We start from the raw sequence: 16,896 nt of genomic DNA, 5'->3' as shown, positions 1-16,896 counted from the left end.
TTTTTTATATTTGCTGTAAAATAGAACGAATGTCCGGTAGATTTTTTTTTGGATTCCTTTTGTCCTTTATGATGATATTTCAAAGTTTTGTAAGCAATGAGGCATTGCATCCTTATCATGTAGGATCTGTGGAAATCAATTACAGTTCAAAGTCTAAAACATTTGAAGTTACAGGCAGGTTTTTTCTTGATGATCTGGAAAACGGTCTTGGAAAGAAATACGGTGGAACCTATCATTTCAATGATGGTAAATATAAAACTAAGCTTAATGATGCTTTACAGAAATATTGCCAGGAGTACTTTAAATTAAAAGCAGATAATAAATTTCTGAAGGTAAATTATGTGGGATACGAAGAAGATCAGGAATCTGTAAATGTCTACCTTGAATCAGAACCTGTCACTAATCCTAAAAAGGTGGAAGCTGCTGTAAGTTTTTTATACAACCTTTTTGATGATCAGATCAATATTATTCACATCATTGTAAACGGAGACAGAAAGAGCGAGAAAATGACTTATCCGAACCGCTATATGTTTAAAACATTTTAATATATTATATTCACAATAAATAAATGAAGCAGTAACCCGGGTTACTGCTTCATTTATTTTCAAAAAACCTTAAATGTTAATATCGTCTACATAAATCACTAATAATAGATTAATTATTTTTAAATACAAAATTGACAATATGTTAAATTTTAATTATTAACATATTTTTTAATTGTATTTTAAATATTTTTATTATTTTCATGTGAAATTTACGGTAATTATTAAATTTAGTATTTTATTTAACATTAATTATTTATTATTTTAATAATTATTTTTTGCCTAAAACGTTACTATTACTTCATACTTTTTTATCGGTTGAAGTCTTTAAAGTGTAGAATATCTTACCAAAGAAAATCGAAAATTATCCAAATTATTAAATAACTTATTATGAAAAGAAAGTACATTACACTGCCACTAGTTGTTATCAGTAGTTTTGCCTTTGCTCAGGTAGGGATTAATATAGCTAATCCAACAGCAACGTTGGATGTTACTGCAAAGAATCCAACAGGAACCTCTAATGCTGTAGATGGTCTTTTAGTAGCACGTGTAGATAGGTTGAGAGCCCAAAGTATGACAGGTATTCCAACTTCTACAATGATCTATGTAAATAGTGTGGCAAATGGCTCCTTAGGGGGGAATGCTGTTAATATTGATACCGTAGGTTATTATTATTATAATGGCTCAGTATGGGTTAAACTTCATAATCCGGGAAATACTGTTGAAACTAATATTTATAATGCTAATGGGACGTTAACGGGAAACCGTACGGTAACCCAAGGTAGTAATACTCTTGCTTTTACAGCGAATACTACTAATGCTTTTTCAGTAAATGGTAATAATTTTTCAGTAGATGCGCTTAACAGAAGAGTGGGAATAGGAACTACAGCCCCTTCCAGCTTTTTATCAATACTAACTCCAATAGCCGGAAATCTTACAGATATCCTGTCTGCCGGAATTGATAATTGTGGAGCCCCATGTGGTCAGGCAACGCCAAGAAACATTACATTATACAACAATAATGTAACTAATAGTTTATTCGGAGGAATTGAATTTATTCCCTCCACAAATCCTTCTGGAGTTACTGGGGCATCTATTATAGGAATAGACCGAGATGTTACAAACAATTACGCTGGATTACAGGTTTTTACAAGGAATGCTACTGATTATGCTGCAAGAATGACTATAAAGTCTTCAGGAAATGTAGGTATAGGAACAGTTCTTCCTGCTACAAAATTAGATGTTCAGTCAGCTGGAACACCCGCCGCTCCGGTAGCTGCTATCAAGATTGTGGATGGAAACCAAAATAACGGATATGTTCTTACCTCTGATGCTACAGGGCTAGGAACATGGAAAGCAATTCCTGCAACTAGTTCTGTTAATATTTATAATACCGATGGAGCTTTAACAGGCAACCGTGCTGTAACACAAGGAAGCAATACCCTTGCTTTTAGTGGAACAGCAGTAAATGCTTTTTCTGTAGATGGTACTACTTTATCTGTAGATGCTGCAAATGATAGAGTAGGAGTAGGAACTGCAGCTCCTACCAATAAACTTCATATTAATGGTACAGATCCTTTACGTTTGCAAGGAACTACGACCGGAAATACAACTACAGACCCGCTTATGGTATTGGATGGTAATGGTGTTGTGAAAACTATTGGTACACTTGGAGCATTATCTATTCCCAACCCTGCTCTTTTCAGATTGGAGACAGCTCAGGCAGATTTTCTTAATGGTGTTGCTGCTGGAAGTTTGTCAACTGTTCCAATGTCCGTAATAAAGAATTCAATCTCTGGGATGAGTTATAACGCAGGTACCAGTACAATTACATTTCCAGCAGGAACTTATCAGATAACTTTTGTATATGAAGCTCTTCATAACAATGATAACGGAACAACAGTAGAAGCTGATAAATGTAGAAACAGTTCATATATTGTTGATTTCCCTACTGGCGCTTCAAGTACTCAGAGAATTCACAGTACAGCATATCATAACTCCGGAATTTTATCTAATCATGGAGGTACTATTACCTATTCTACTACAGTTCCGGCTGGAAGAACCTGGCCTATTCGTTTGGGAAGAGGGCAATCAGGAAACTGTACAGGGACAGGAATGACTTTAGCTGCAGCTTCAACTCAGCTTTTAGTATTCAGAATTGGTGATTAATACTACTTTAGAGAATTCTTTAATAGAAAGATGTTCCCCAAAGATCCCCAAAGGAGAATTCAGGCATAAAAAATTCTAATAACACAAATTAAAAAACACTTATCTTCTATTAGGTAAGTGTTTTTTATGTTAAATTAATTTTCCAATTGCAAAAGAGCATTCATCCCCTTTGCATGAGCAAAAAGATCAGGAAAAAAATCATCATAACATTCCTGTAGAAATTTTTTATTATTTAAAAAAGCTTCAAAAACGGGAATATCTTTATCCAGATATTTCGCTTTGTTCAGCACATTTTGAATACTGAATTTAATTCCCCAATCTTCGCGGTAATTGTAAAGCCAGTCATCATGTTCCATTTTAACCAGCATTTTTTTGAAATTTTCAGGGAGCCATTCTTCATGAGTATTCAATACTTTATAAACACGTAGAGAATGTGCTTTCCAGTCCGAAAGAGAGTTTAAAGAAAGATCATTTGCTACAAAATAATCCATAGAAACATCTACGAAAGCACCGGCATAAAGTCTTACCAATGGCGCAAATACTTTTTTTGCTTCATGAATGGCAGGGTGAGAATCTGTAAATGTATCAATCGCTCTATGTAAGGTAATTCCGTCCTGAATATCTTTTGGGAAAGAAAAACGATCTCTGTTTTTAATAAAGTCTTCCAAAAACTGACCCACGATTTGTCCGTCAGTGAAAGTGAGATAAGAGTGAGCCAGATAATTCATAAATTAAAGGTATGAATTAAATGTGAAAAGTAAATGTAGTTATTAGCAGTGAATAGTGAATTTACTTTGCAGTGAATTTTTTAATCGATTTTCACATTGACAATTGATTTGCGAAACAAATTCACCATTCACAATAAAATTCTAAAAAAGTCTTTCATGAAAATCTTCAATCTTACTCACTTCCTCAATCTTGATACCAAATTTTTTCTTCGGAAGTTTATTAAGATTGGAAATGAAAATTTTCTCATAGCCCAACTTTTCGGCTTCGGTAATTCTTTGTTCCGCCTGTGCGACCGGACGAATTTCTCCACTTAAACCAATTTCTCCAGCAAAGCAATAATGTTCGGAGATAGCAATATCTTCGTTAGATGAAAGTACAGAAGCAATAACCGCCAGATCCAACGCCGGGTCGTCCGTTTTTATTCCCCCCGTAATGTTAAGGAAAACGTCTTTAGCTCCCAATTGAAATCCGGCTCTTTTTTCCAGGACAGCAAGAAGCATGTTTAGTCGTTTAGAATCAAATCCGGTAGAGCTTCTTTGAGGAGTACCATAAACAGCTGTACTTACCAAAGCCTGAATTTCCAGAAGCATTGGTCTGTTTCCTTCCAGAGTTACTGCTACAGAATTTCCGGAAAGTTCCTCAAATTTCTTGGTAATAAGAATTTCAGAAGGGTTTTTGATTTCTTTTAATCCCTGGGAGATCATTTCATAAATTCCGATCTCAGAAGTAGAACCGAAACGGTTTTTATTAGCTCTTAATAATCTGAAAAGGTGGTTTCTGTCTCCATCAAAGTTTAAAACGACATCCACCATGTGTTCCAATACCTTTGGTCCGGCAATCTGACCGTCTTTGGTAATATGACCCACAAGAAATACCGGAATACTGTTTTCCTTGGCATATTTAATAATTTCGTTGGAACATTCTCTGATTTGAGAAACAGTTCCCGGTGAACTTTCAATCAACTGAGACTGCAATGTCTGAATAGAGTCAATGATCATGAAATCCGGCTCTAGTTTTTTTGCCTCATGAAGAATTTTCTCCAGAGAGGTTTCAGTAAAAAGAAAACAGTTTGGGTTTTGAATATCTGTAAGCCTGTCGGCTCTCATTTTTATCTGAGAAGCACTTTCTTCCCCGGAAACATAGAAGATTTTTTTCTTCATTTTTAAGGCAAGCTGTAGCAAAAGAGTAGATTTTCCAATTCCTGGTTCACCTCCGATAAGAGTAACAGATCCTAAAACAATTCCGCCACCCAAAACACGGTTCAGTTCTTCGGAAGGAGTTTTTATTCTTGGTTCTTCACTTGTTTCAACCTCAATAATATTGATGACGTGTTGCTTCGTCTTTGAGAAAGGTACTGCTTTACTATTGGGTTTTTCCACCACTTCTTCCACTAATGTGTTCCATTGCCCACAATTCTTACATTGCCCCATCCATTGAGAATATTGAGTTCCGCAGTTTTGACAGAAATATGCTGTTTTCAGTTTTGCCATACTGCGAAGTTATAAAAAAAGCATTTTTATTCCGAACCTCAGAGATAATTTTTTAGTGATAAAAACTTAACATAGGATAATGGATTGAGTGAGCATAATGCTATAGCTTTGCTGAAAATATTTAAATAAATAAAACAATGAAAAAATTAATCTTATCCTTCGTGTTTACGATGTTAAGCATTTTTACTTTTGCTCAAAATAATTGGGAAATAGACCCGATGCACTCTTCTGTGAACTTTAATATCAAGCATATGGGGATCAGTTTTGTTCAGGGGAGATTTGATAAATTTGCCGGAACACTTACTACTAAAGGATCTAATTTAGATAATTCAACACTCAATGTAGCAGTTGCCACTGGAAGTATCAATACAGGAGTTGAAATGAGAGACAAACACCTTAAAAGTGATGATTTCTTCTCTGCAGATAAATACCCTGATATGAAATTTGAAGGAGCATCCGTTACAAAAGATAAAAACGGAGTGTATGTGTTTAAAGGAAAACTGACTATCAAAGGTGTTACAAAAGATGTTAGTGTACCAGTTACTTTAGGAGGTTTGACAAAGAATAAGGAAGGAAAAGAAATGATGGGATTACAGACTAAATTTTCTGTTAATCGTTTTGACTATGATTTAAAATATGATCCTACAGGAACAGCAATTGCAAAAGATGTTTCTATTGATGTATATCTTGAATTAATCAAAAAATAATCCTTTGGATAAATAAAAAAAGGTTTCTCAATATGCTTGAGAAACCTTTTTTATGAATTATAACACAATTGTTACGGGTTTAATTTTCCTGAAGAAACGGTGAAAATTCCAAAATCATCAATCAGCATTTTTTCCTTTTGAACGGTGTTGAAAGCCATGATTTTATCTAGTTCCTTCTGTGAACGTCTTCTCATAATCCAATCTTTATTCTGATGATTATTCAGAACGTAAGCAATCATTTTCAGCTGAGGATGCCAAGGTTGTCCTGTGTAAACAAGGTAAGAATCTTTTTCCGAGATAGATGTTATTCCCTGAATAGCTTTGCTGGCAATTTCATTATCACCAAAAAGTTCCAAAATACCGGAAACAATAGTAATATTAGGTTCAAAATTTAGCTTTTTATACGTTTCAGGATCAAAGCAATCGAAATTAGTGAAGCGGATATGTTGATAACTTTTTTCCCTGATCACCTTTTCCCCGATTTCAATATTTGATTTTACAAATTCATTGATGACAATTTCTGTTTCCGGATATTTTTCTTTAATATCAAATAAATAATTTCCTGTTCCACCTGCAATATCCAGAATCTTAACTGCTCTTCCTTGCTGCTTTAGTGTTTGAATATTTTGTTCCAAAAGTTGTAGCAAATGCTGTTTTCTGATACGGATTCCTTTCCAGCCAATAGCATTGAGGTAATTTTTATCCATCATTTTTCCAAAACCAAACTTTCCTTTTGGCTGATTTTGATACACATAATCCAGGGAAGCACCTGAGTCAAAGCCGTATTTTAATCCGATAGCCATTCCGTTACTTATCTTTCCGATTTTTCCGAGGGAAAATTTTTGAAGCTTGAAATTCAGATTATTTCCTACATTATTTTGAAGATCCTGATATTCCTTTACAGAAAACTGATCAGGAGAAAGATTGGTTTGTTTTGGAACTTTTTGAAAACATTGTTCACCAAAATCAACAATTTTATCATACACTTGCTCTCTTCCGGAATCAAATAAAATTCCATGGAAGAAATTAGGCAAAACTTCATAATTCTTCAGGGCTGTATCCAGTCTGTCATGAAATATTTTTTGATCTTTATTGAATACTACATGATCTTTCTCTGCTGCTAATATCAAAGTAGGAGTGTCTATTGCTTCGGCATCTTCTACCAACCGTTTTCCGGCATTTGCAAGATCAATCAGCAGCTCTGCATCAATAGATCGTGATATTAACGGATCTGTATCGTAAGCTTTCTGTTGTTCGGGATCGTGGGTGAGCATTGTGGATTTTACATAGCTTTTTATAATTAATCCTTTTTTCAGCCTGGTTCCCAATGTAATCATTTCATTAGCCAGAGGAACGATGAGGTTAATTCTGAAGGCGGGAGCAAGAAGTGCCATTCCAGCGATATTAGGAGCAAAATCATGTGCCCAGGCAGAAGCGATTACTCCACCAATACTATTTGCCACTACAAAAACATCCGAAATTTTCACTTCATATTTTGTAGAAATAAACTTGGAAAAAGAATCCAAATCCCGAACATAATCCATGAAGACAGATGAGGTCTTCGTTTTAGTAAGCCCGTGCCCGCGAAGATCAAATGCAAAGATGTTATACTTTGAAAATTGTGGAGACTGAGCAATATCATTGAGTCTTTCAGAGTGCTCATGCCCGCGGTGGATCATGATGATTGTTTTCTGATGTGGCAGGTAATTCCATTCATGGTAAAAAATCTCATTATTGTCAAAACTCGTAAAATGTCCGCTGTTCATAGGTTAAAATTTTTTCAGAAAATCCAGCAGATAAGGATGAATGATCATGTTTTTGTTGCTGGCTTTCATGATGGTTATTGCTTCGTCTAAAGGTAAAGATAAAATATTTTTGATTACTAAAATTCCAATAACAGAACTTCTGGTAAAACCCATAGTACAATGGATGAGAATTTTTCCGTTTTTAGGAAGGTGGCGGTACGTTCTGCTAATTTCCGTAATGAGAAAATGTGTTTTTTCAACATCAAATTTCCCTATGTCTAAAATAGGACGGAAATAATAGGCAGACTGTTCTTTTAGTATTGATATTTCCTCAATTTCAGGCGAAAGATCATAGACAAAAGTATCTTTGTCAATCTTAAAATTTTTTAAAGTTTCCTGATTGGGTTTTGATGAAATATAAATGCGGGAAACAGGTACAAAGGGTATTTTGTTTTTTCTTAAAAACCGCCAGAATATTTGGTACATCAGCAGATATGGGAAATAAAAGATTTTTTTGATCCAGTGAATATTTCCGTTTTTATCCTTTAAAAAGTAAATATCATTCTTTTGATAATGGTACCCAATGGCAAAACTCATCACAGAAATCCATATCAGAATAAGTCCTGCAAATTCTGATTTTAATAATAATGCTGCCAGAATAAGGATCCAGCCTGAAAAAAAATAAAAATTCGCAACATGAAAATTTCTGTATTGGAAATCTTTTTTTTGATACGGAAATAGGATGAAGGAAATATGAGCAAGCAAAGCTCCTGTGACAATATCAATAAAGTGATGCTGATAAGTTGTTAACGTTGAAACACCTAAAAGAATCAGCCAGATCATCAAGAATGTTCTTCCTTTTTTTAATGTTCGGATTACAGTCCAAAAAATAAATGCATAAGCAATATGTAATGAAGGAGCCTGATTAAATGGCGAATCAAATGTTTTTAAAAACTGAAATGAGTATTCGAAGACAAAATTTTCAGTTTCAGGTTTAGGAATTGAAAATTGTAAAGGAAATAAAAGAAAACAAATACCTGCAATAATGGTCACAAAAAGCATTCTTTGTGTTAACACTTTAAGTTGTTCCTTACTTTTACAAAGAAAAAATACCAGACAGAAAAATATTCCGCTTGTCATGTAAGGAATAATGGTCCATGGGATAAACGGTATGAATTTTTCGAAATTAAAAACAAATGAAGGGACAGTTTCCAGTTTTGAAATATACCACGCCGAATAGTTGTAAACCATCATGAAAACAACGGAACAAAGCAATAAGGCATAGAATTTTTGCTGTATTTTCAGTCGTTTTTCATCCATTTTGCTTTTCTGAACATAATTATATTTAATAATGAAGAAGGAAGAAGAGATAAAGATTTCATCATCCACCTCATTTTCGTTGGAAAAATAACTAATTTTCTTTTGTTTTCAATGGCTTCGGAAATAATGATTGTTGCGGTTTCCTCATTGACAAGAAAAGGTTTTTTACTTAAATCATTCTGATTGAGAGCTCTTAATTTTTCAGTATCCACATAACCGGGAGCAATGGTCGTAACAGAAATTCCAAATGGTTGAAGGGCTCTGTGATAAGCGTCAGCAATTTGTATAACAGATCTTTTGGTTTTGGTGTACAGGCTTGAATTTTCATATTCCAATATCCCGGAAACAGAAGCAATAACAGCAATTCTTCCATTTTTCTGACTTTTCATGATCTTTCTTGCTGCTTCAAAACAATTGACAGTTCCCAAAATATTTGTTTGCAACATTTCTTCTGCTTCTTCATAAGAAATATTTCCGGCAACATCTTCTGCATAGCTTCCTGCACAATTGATGAAAATATTTAAACCGTTTTTATCTGCAAGAAATTGTTGTAATGCTAATGAAATAGAGCTCAAATCACAGACATCAGTTTGAAATATTTGTAGCTTTTCAAAGTTGTTTTCAGGAACTTTTGCAGGATTTCTTCCACAGATTCCCACCCAATACCCTTTTGAAAGATAATGTTTAGCCAAAGAATAGCCGATACCTGTGGTTCCGCCTGCAATAAAAATATTCATGGATATTTTGTGATTTTCAATTGAATGTAAAAATAAGAGTATTTTGCTACAGATGAACGAATAAACTATTTTATATTCATATCATAAATCTATGTTCCTATTGTGGTAAAAAAGCATTAAACACATAGAATGATTTTTTTAGAAAAGAGTAAACTTATTATGGATAAAACTTGTTAATAATAAGAAGCTAAAGTGTTTAAAATTTTGTGATTGAAAAATTACCCTTTGATACATTTTATCGTCTGATCAAAGCCATATTGCCACTGCATTTCCATATCCTTTGCGAACTGTTGATATGTTTTTGGAAGTGAAATGTCAATCTCAAACTTTTTCCAATTGATGCTTTTTTCAGGATAATGTCCTTTAAGGTCTTCTTTTATAGAAGTTGTATCAATTTGAAAATCAGTGATGATTTTGTCTGTTTCATAAAGTCTTTCATTGGCACTAAAACCAAAAACAGAACGGATAAGCGACTCTTCGATTGTTGTGTAAGGCTGTTTTTTTTCTGTAATTACTTCTTGTGAAAGATGTTTTGCCAATTCAATTGGGACAAGATCAATGACTCCGCCCATAAAATGCCTGTTGTGAAGTGTTACCGGTTTTACATAAAACATATCCGAAACAGAAGCTCTGGTACTCTCAAGAAGAGAGAAATCAGCGATGATCTTTGAGTTTTTTTCAACAGCGCTGTCTTTAAAACTATCGAAATCTACCAGAATATGAGTTGAGTTTATTTTTTGTGCTGTTTCAGAATCTGTAAAAATTATTTTTCTGAATAGCTTTTTTTTATTCCTTTTTTGTTGAGACTCCTTTGGCGTAAAGAGAAGTTCAGAGCCAATAATGATCGTTGGTATTTCTTTTGAAAATTCAGCATTTTTTATGGATGGAAAAGATTCTTCAAGATTTTGAGGCATCTCAACAAGATATCGGTTGAAGACATCTTCAATGAATGGCGCTTTTCTTTTATCGAAAGATTTTTTTAATGAAAAAAGACCTATTTGTGAGAGTTTTTTATGTTTTGTCAATATTGTTTTTGATACAAACTGAAAATATTCTTCAGATTTCAGATATTCTTTTCTTGAAATATGATCTGGAAAAGCATTGATAACGGTTGCTGCAAAAGATCCTCCACAAGAAGCAATAAGGAGATCCGGTTTCATATTAAGTTCATCAAGAGCTGCAAAAATTCCGAGGTAGATCATTAATCTTGTTCCACCGCCTGAAAAAATAACTGCTCTTTTAAATTTTTCACTCATGATTTTTAGTGCTTTAGCAGGAATGGTATTAACCAGAAAAATATCGGTGCATTGAAAATAAGACTATCCATTCTATCAAGAAGACCTCCATGACCGGGAAGAAGATTTCCGGTGTCTTTTACATCCGTTTTTCTTTTGAGATAAGACATGAAAATATCTCCACAGAATCCTGAGATTCCCAAAATAATTCCTATAATGGAGTTGGTTGCCATATCAGTTTTAAGTAAAAAGAAGCCAAGAATATTACTTAAGATAACTGTAAGGAAAACACCACCAATAAATCCTTCCAATGTTTTATTCGGGCTGATCTGAGGAACGATTTTATGTTTTCCAAAGAATTTTCCCATTAAATATTGAAAGACATCATTCAGTTCCGTTACCACAACGATGAAGATGATTGAATTCAGCCCATTGACATTGTTTCTTATCCAGAATAAATGTGGGAAAGAAAAAAGACATACCAATAAAGCTATAAAAATTCCATACAATTGCTTGGAAGATGATTTTACAATTAAATGATAAAGTAAAATAACAATTCCTAAAATAATACTGTATAAAAAGTAATTTTCAATATTTAAAAAATAAAGTAAATAAAACTGTACAATCCCTATGAATACTGATGAAATGACAGGATTTGTATTGACCTTAAATATTTTTGAAAACTCAAAAAAAGATTGTAATCCCAGCCATGAAACAAAGACAGCCATAGCAAGAGGATGTGAAATTCCAAGGGCAAAAACAATAATGATATAGATCCATGTTTTTATTCTCAAAGGAACGTCTGCAAATTTATTTTCTTCAGGCTTCATTCAAAGATTTCTTAAGTCGGGTATAAGTACTGATAAGGAGAAGAAGAATGATGATTCCAAAAATATAGTTCGAGATTTCTGTAATAGTAACTCCGAAAACAAGAAGTAAACCATACAATCCTAAAATAAGAGCACGATCGCTTTTTCCCATAGGACCATCATAACGACGTTCTTTGCCAACAATTTTCCCCATCAGTCCTGCAAATTCATTAATAATACTCAAAACAATGAAAATAACAATCAGGTATAAACTTTCGGGCTGAAATTTCAGTAAAGGAAAAAATATAATAACATCAGAAACAATATCACCCACTTCATTCAATACTTCCCCTAACTTGCTCGTTTGATTAAATTTTCTCGCCATCATCCCGTCCAGTGCGTTCAATGCCATTCTCAAAAGTAATCCAATCGGAAGGCTCAGGAAAAACCATTTTGAAGTGTCTGCATACCAAAATAATATTCCGATAACGACAGATAAAAGGATGGAGCTGATCGTAATCTGGTTTGCCGTAATTTTATTCTTATTTAAAAATAATAAAACAGGAGTGAGCAGCTGCTGGAATTTTGGTTTTAGTTTATATACCGAAATCATGGTAGTTATAGCTTTTTGTCATTTGTCTATACCAAATATAGATAAAAAAATTAATCAGGTTTTATAATTGTTTGAAGCATGTTTTTGCATTTTCAAAATTTAAAAAATTGCTTTGTGTTTCTTTTTCCCATAACTTTGCACAAACCTAATCTAATGAGTAAAAAGAATACAAAATACATCTTTGTGACAGGAGGTGTTACTTCATCTTTGGGAAAAGGAATCGTTTCTGCTTCTCTGGGACTATTGCTAAAATCACGCGGTTTTAACGTAACGATCCAAAAACTTGATCCTTATATCAATATCGACCCGGGAACTTTGAATCCTTATGAACACGGAGAGTGTTATGTGACTGAAGATGGTGCGGAGACGGATCTGGATTTAGGTCACTACGAGCGTTACCTTGATGCTCCTACATCCCAAAACAACAACGTTACTACAGGAAAAATCTACCAGACTGTAATTGAAAAAGAAAGAAAAGGAGACTTCCTTGGAAAAACAGTTCAGGTAATTCCTCATATTACTAACGAAATTAAGCGTAGAATTAAAATCCTTTCAAAGCAAAACTACGATATCATCATTACTGAGATCGGTGGTACTGTAGGGGATATTGAATCTTTACCATACATTGAAACTGTACGTCAGTTGAAGTGGGAACTGGGAGAAAGCAATTCTATGGTGATCCATTTGACATTATTGCCTTACCTGGCTTCAAGTGGAGAATTAAAAACAAAACCATCACAGCACTCTGTACGCCAGTTAATGGAAAGCGGAATTATGGCTGATGTATTGGTTTGTAGAACAGAACACAAAATTCCGAAAGATCAGAGAGCGAAATTAGCTCAGTTCTGTAACGTTCCTTTAGATAATGTTATTGAATGTAAAGATCTTGAAACAATTTATGAAGTACCAATGTATCTTCAGAAGCAGAATTTTGATGATGTAGTATTGAAAGAACTTGATCTGAAAAGTGATAAAACAGCTGACCTTAAAGACTGGAAGAGTTTCCTTAAGAAATTCCAGAACCCTAAGAAAACAGTTGAGATTGCACTAGTTGGAAAATATGTATCTCTTCAGGATTCTTATATTTCAATTGCTGAAGCTTTCAAACACGCAGGTGCTGACCTTGAAACTGAAGTAAAAGTAAGATGGGTATACAGTGGAGATATTACAGAAGAAAATATTAAAGAAACTCTGAAAGGAGTGAATGGTATCCTTGTAGCTCCAGGTTTTGGAGACAGAGGTATTGAAGGAAAAGTTCTGACAGCAAAATATGCAAGAGAGAACAAAATTCCGATGTTGGGAATCTGTTTAGGAATGCAGATCATGACGATTGAATTTGCAAGAAATGTTTTAGGACATACAAAAGCGAATTCAATGGAATTTGATACAGCAACTCCGGATCCTGTAATTTCATTAATGGAAGAACAGAAAAATGTAATTGATAAAGGTGGAACAATGCGTCTTGGAGCATGGAAGTGTTCTTTGAAAAACGGTTCTAAATTATCTGACATCTACGGAAGCAAAAATATTTCCGAAAGACACCGTCACCGTTATGAATTCAACAGTGATTATCTTCAGGAATTTGAAAAGAACGGTTTCCTTGCTACAGGTACAAACCCTGAAACAGGATTGGTAGAAGCCCTTGAATTACCAGGACACCCATTCTATGTAGGAGTTCAGTACCACCCAGAATATAAGAGTACGGTAGCAACACCGCACCCGTTATTCAGAGCTTTCATTAAAGCTTGCGAAACATCGAAGTAAGATATTTCAGTATGGGAAAGAAGATGACAAAGACGTCGCTTTCTGTCCAATGAAAAATAAATAAGGTAATTTTTTACCATAAACGTCTATCAATAAACTCAGGCTGATTATTCTCAGCTTGAGTTTGTTATATAGTAACATGGTAAAGCATAGAGTTTTGATAAAAAAACAGTATTTTTGTCAGCTCAAAAAAGTAATACAATTATTACCTCTTAAAGTTTAAAATTTTAATATAAAAATAAAATGCAACAAAACAACGGAATCGATAAGAAGCAAATGATTAGTTTCGCGGTTTTATGCCTGATTCTCTTTGGTGTGATGTTCTATTTCCAGAACAAGCAGATGAAGGAGGAGGAGTTAAAAGCTCAGCAGCAGAAAACGGAACAGGTGAAAAATGCCGTAAAACAAACTCAGGCAAGTAATATCAATCCAGATGTAACTCCAAACGCAATTCAGACAGCTAATCTGTCAAATAAAGAATTGAATGTTGAATTCTCAAGCTTAGGAGGACAGGTTTCTAAAGTTCAGCTTTCAGAATACAAAGCATACAACCATAAAACAGACGAAGCAGATCTTCCGCTTTATCTGATCAACAAAAATAACTCAAACTACGGTTTCCAGTTTAAAGATAAAACAGGAAAAGTAATTAATACTAAAAACCTAGTTTTCTCACCTACAGTTAACGGAAACGCTGTAACAATGACGGCTAACTACAATGGTGCTGTTATTCAGTTTATCTATACATTACTTCCAAAATACACTCTTGATTTTAAAGTAAGAACTCAGGGATTAGCTAATATTACTTCTGATAATAAAGCTGATTTTATCTGGGATTATAATGTAAGAAACCTTGAAAAGGGTAGAGCTCAGGAGCAGTCTCACTCAGAATTCTCTTATGCTTTCAATAATTATAAAGATTATGATTATGATGGAAGAACAACAATGGAAGAGGAAAAAGAGACGCTTAACTGGATTGGAGTAAAGCAACAGTTTTTCTCTTCTGTAATTGAAGCTAAGAACGGATTTACTCAAAGCAAAGGAAATCAGGATAATGTAGAAGAAGGAGAATATCTTAAGAAATTCAACTATGAAGGTTTCGTTCAGATGACCGGAAGTGAATTGAATCAGGATTTTACTTGGTACTTCATGCCATTGGATCTTCCTTTATTGAAATCTTATGATAAAAACTTTGATGAAATTCTTCCATTAGGTTGGTCATTCATCGGAGCAATGAACCGTTATTTCTTCATGTGGTTATATGGTATTATTGCAGCGTGGGGACTATCAGCAGGTTGGGTGATTTTTGTAATGACTATCATTGTAAAGCTTATCTTATCACCAATTATGTATAAGCAGCACAAATTGAGTGCAATGATGAAAGTAATCCGTCCGGAAATTGATGAGGTAAATGCTAAATTTAAGGATGCAGATCCTATGAAGAAGCAGCAGGCTACAATGGAGGTTTACAGAAAAGCCGGAGTAAATCAGATGGCGGGATGTTTACCTGCATTGGTTCAGATTCCGATTTTCTATGCATTGTTCCGTTTCTTCCCGAACTTTATCGACTTGAGAGGACAAGGATTCTGGTTTGCAAAAGACTTAACGGCTTATGATGATTTGATTAAATTACCATTTAAAGTTCCGTTCCTTGGTGATCACTTAAGTGTTTTTGCAATTGCTTGTACTATTGTTATCTTAATTTATACAGTAATGACTTCAGGGAATATGCAACAACCACAGCAGGAAGGAATGCCAAATATGAAAGTATTAATGTATATCTTCCCGATTACATTCTTATTCTTCTTAAATACGTCAGCATCTGGTCTTTCATGGTATTATTTTGTATCCAATGCGATCAACATCTTAATTATACTTGTTATTAAGTATGTTATTTTGGATGAAAAGAAAATTCATGCTCAAATTCAGGCGAATAAAGAAAAACCTAAAACAGAAGGTAAATTCCAGAAGAGAATGAGAGAAATGATGGAACAGGCTCAACAGCAGCAGCAGTCGCAAGAGCAAAGAAATAAGAAGAAATAATAATCTTATATTTATCATACAAAAAGAGAAGCAATTTGCTTCTCTTTTTTATTTATATCTATCGCTTAACGGCTTTAGTTAGTCATATTTTAATCGGAAAGATTGCCTATGATGTTTTGTTGGTCCAAACTTGATTAATGCTTCCTGATGTTTTTTAGTAGCATATCCAAAATTGGTATTCCAGCCATATTCAGGATGTTTCTCATGAAGTTCAATCATTAGCTTATCTCTGTAGTTTTTAGCTAGAATAGATGCTGCTGCAATGGATAATACTTTTGAATCTCCTTTGATGATACATTGATGAGGAATATAATTATAAGGATGGAACTTATTACCGTCTATAAGAATTAATTCCGGTGTAATGGTAAGTTGATCTAATGCACGATGCATAGCATGAATACTAGCATTAAGAATATTATGTTCATCAATGAATGAAGGAGGTAACTCAGCAATAGCATACGTTTTTACATTATCTTTAATATAACTGTCCAGATCCATTCTCGTTTTAAATGTCAACTTCTTTGAATCATTAACAAGGTTCTGTTTAAAATTATCATCTAAAATAACGGCTGCAGCAACAACAGGTCCGCTTAAACAACCTCTTCCAACTTCATCGCATCCTGCTTCGATGTATGCATCTGTCCACTTTTGTAGTAACTCCATGATATTAATATGAAGGTGTAAAATTATAAAAAAAGAAATTGAATGAAGATTCCTTAGATTGTTTTTAAATCTGTCACTTGGTTAGTAAGATGATATTTTAATAAAAATTACAGTTTCTGAGAATGTGTAAATTTTATATATAAAATTGTTTTATTGACAAGGTTCTAAAGGTGTTTTTGGAAGGTTGATTTATTTTTATGATTTTGATTTTTTTATTATAAATTTTGCCTTTGATTAGACTGTTTTGTGCAAAGTATTCCCTTTTTTGTGAAAATAAAAAATTATGCCAAACATGGTATGTCTTTGTTTTTATATTGCTTTTTCTCTTTGTAG

At 33.8% G+C, this 16,896-nt stretch carries 14 protein-coding genes; 5 read left to right on the top strand and 9 right to left on the bottom strand.

Going from position 1 to position 16,896, the window contains the following annotated elements; translation table 11 throughout:
• Positions 1–29 precede the first annotated feature (29 nt).
• Together BBI01_RS13455 and BBI01_RS13450 are read left to right on the top strand one after the other, a co-directional pair.
• Entirely contained in the window at positions 30–545 is a 516-nt protein-coding gene (locus BBI01_RS13455) for a DUF6702 family protein (protein WP_065395180.1), read from the top strand.
• A gap of 387 nt (positions 546–932) precedes the next feature.
• A complete protein-coding gene (locus tag BBI01_RS13450) occupies positions 933–2,711 on the top strand; it encodes a phage tail-like protein (RefSeq protein ID WP_065395179.1) in 1,779 nt (592 codons plus the stop codon).
• 134 nt (positions 2,712–2,845) lie between these two features.
• Here BBI01_RS13450 and BBI01_RS13445 read toward each other — a convergent pair whose 3' ends face one another.
• Both BBI01_RS13445 and radA read right to left on the bottom strand, forming a co-directional pair.
• Positions 2,846–3,439: an acyl carrier protein phosphodiesterase gene (locus tag BBI01_RS13445; RefSeq protein WP_065395178.1), complete on the bottom strand. Its 594-nt coding sequence runs from the start codon at positions 3,437–3,439 to the stop codon at positions 2,846–2,848.
• 141 nt (positions 3,440–3,580) lie between these two features.
• Positions 3,581–4,930, bottom strand: coding sequence for a DNA repair protein RadA (gene radA, locus BBI01_RS13440; RefSeq protein ID WP_065395177.1), 1,350 nt, complete (start codon positions 4,928–4,930; stop codon positions 3,581–3,583).
• Between the two features lie 137 nt (positions 4,931–5,067).
• Between radA and BBI01_RS13435 the strand changes: the two genes are divergently transcribed.
• Positions 5,068–5,637 (top strand): YceI family protein, encoded by a 570-nt coding sequence (locus BBI01_RS13435; protein ID WP_065395176.1) that lies wholly within the window; start codon positions 5,068–5,070, stop codon positions 5,635–5,637.
• Between the two features lie 71 nt (positions 5,638–5,708).
• On the opposite strand, the gene BBI01_RS13430 is transcribed toward BBI01_RS13435, so the two are convergent.
• The 6 genes from BBI01_RS13430 to BBI01_RS13405 form a co-directional block, all read right to left on the bottom strand.
• Positions 5,709–7,403: a bifunctional alpha/beta hydrolase/class I SAM-dependent methyltransferase gene (locus BBI01_RS13430; protein ID WP_065395175.1), complete on the bottom strand. Its 1,695-nt coding sequence runs from the start codon at positions 7,401–7,403 to the stop codon at positions 5,709–5,711.
• A 3-nt stretch (positions 7,404–7,406) separates the two neighbouring features.
• Positions 7,407–8,702 (bottom strand): phosphatase PAP2/dual specificity phosphatase family protein, encoded by a 1,296-nt coding sequence (locus BBI01_RS13425; RefSeq protein WP_123862148.1) that lies wholly within the window; start codon positions 8,700–8,702, stop codon positions 7,407–7,409.
• Positions 8,684–9,439 carry an SDR family NAD(P)-dependent oxidoreductase gene (locus BBI01_RS13420; protein WP_065395173.1) on the bottom strand — a complete coding sequence of 252 codons (756 nt, stop codon included), beginning with the start codon at positions 9,437–9,439 and terminating at the stop codon, positions 8,684–8,686. The genes BBI01_RS13425 and BBI01_RS13420 overlap by 19 nt, the downstream gene beginning before the upstream one ends.
• A 218-nt stretch (positions 9,440–9,657) precedes the next feature.
• Positions 9,658–10,695 (bottom strand): patatin-like phospholipase family protein, encoded by a 1,038-nt coding sequence (locus tag BBI01_RS13415; RefSeq protein WP_065395172.1) that lies wholly within the window; start codon positions 10,693–10,695, stop codon positions 9,658–9,660.
• Positions 10,696–10,700: 5 nt separating this feature from the next.
• Entirely contained in the window at positions 10,701–11,504 is an 804-nt protein-coding gene (locus BBI01_RS13410; protein ID WP_065395171.1) for a phosphatidate cytidylyltransferase, read from the bottom strand.
• Entirely contained in the window at positions 11,494–12,096 is a 603-nt protein-coding gene (locus tag BBI01_RS13405; RefSeq protein WP_065395170.1) for a CDP-alcohol phosphatidyltransferase family protein, read from the bottom strand. Before BBI01_RS13405 ends, BBI01_RS13410 begins: the two co-directional genes overlap by 11 nt.
• Positions 12,097–12,249: 153 nt before the next feature.
• On the opposite strand from BBI01_RS13405, the gene pyrG reads away from it, so the two are divergent.
• Together pyrG and yidC are read left to right on the top strand one after the other, a co-directional pair.
• Complete coding sequence (gene pyrG / locus BBI01_RS13400) at positions 12,250–13,860, top strand: CTP synthase (RefSeq protein ID WP_065395169.1); 1,611 nt, start codon at positions 12,250–12,252, stop codon at positions 13,858–13,860.
• Between the two features lie 243 nt (positions 13,861–14,103).
• Complete coding sequence (gene yidC, locus BBI01_RS13395) at positions 14,104–15,900, top strand: membrane protein insertase YidC (protein WP_065395168.1); 1,797 nt, start codon at positions 14,104–14,106, stop codon at positions 15,898–15,900.
• Between the two features lie 78 nt (positions 15,901–15,978).
• On the opposite strand, the gene rnhB is transcribed toward yidC, so the two are convergent.
• A complete protein-coding gene (gene rnhB, locus BBI01_RS13390) occupies positions 15,979–16,563 on the bottom strand; it encodes a ribonuclease HII (protein WP_065395167.1) in 585 nt (194 codons plus the stop codon).
• Between the last annotated feature and the right edge of the window lie 333 nt (positions 16,564–16,896).

Origin of the sequence: Chryseobacterium artocarpi, assembly GCF_001684975.1 — a bacterium.
Lineage (GTDB): Bacteria > Bacteroidota > Bacteroidia > Flavobacteriales > Weeksellaceae > Chryseobacterium > Chryseobacterium artocarpi.
Note: the sequence above shows the minus strand (reverse complement) of the source record. Positions and strands in the feature narration are given on the sequence as shown.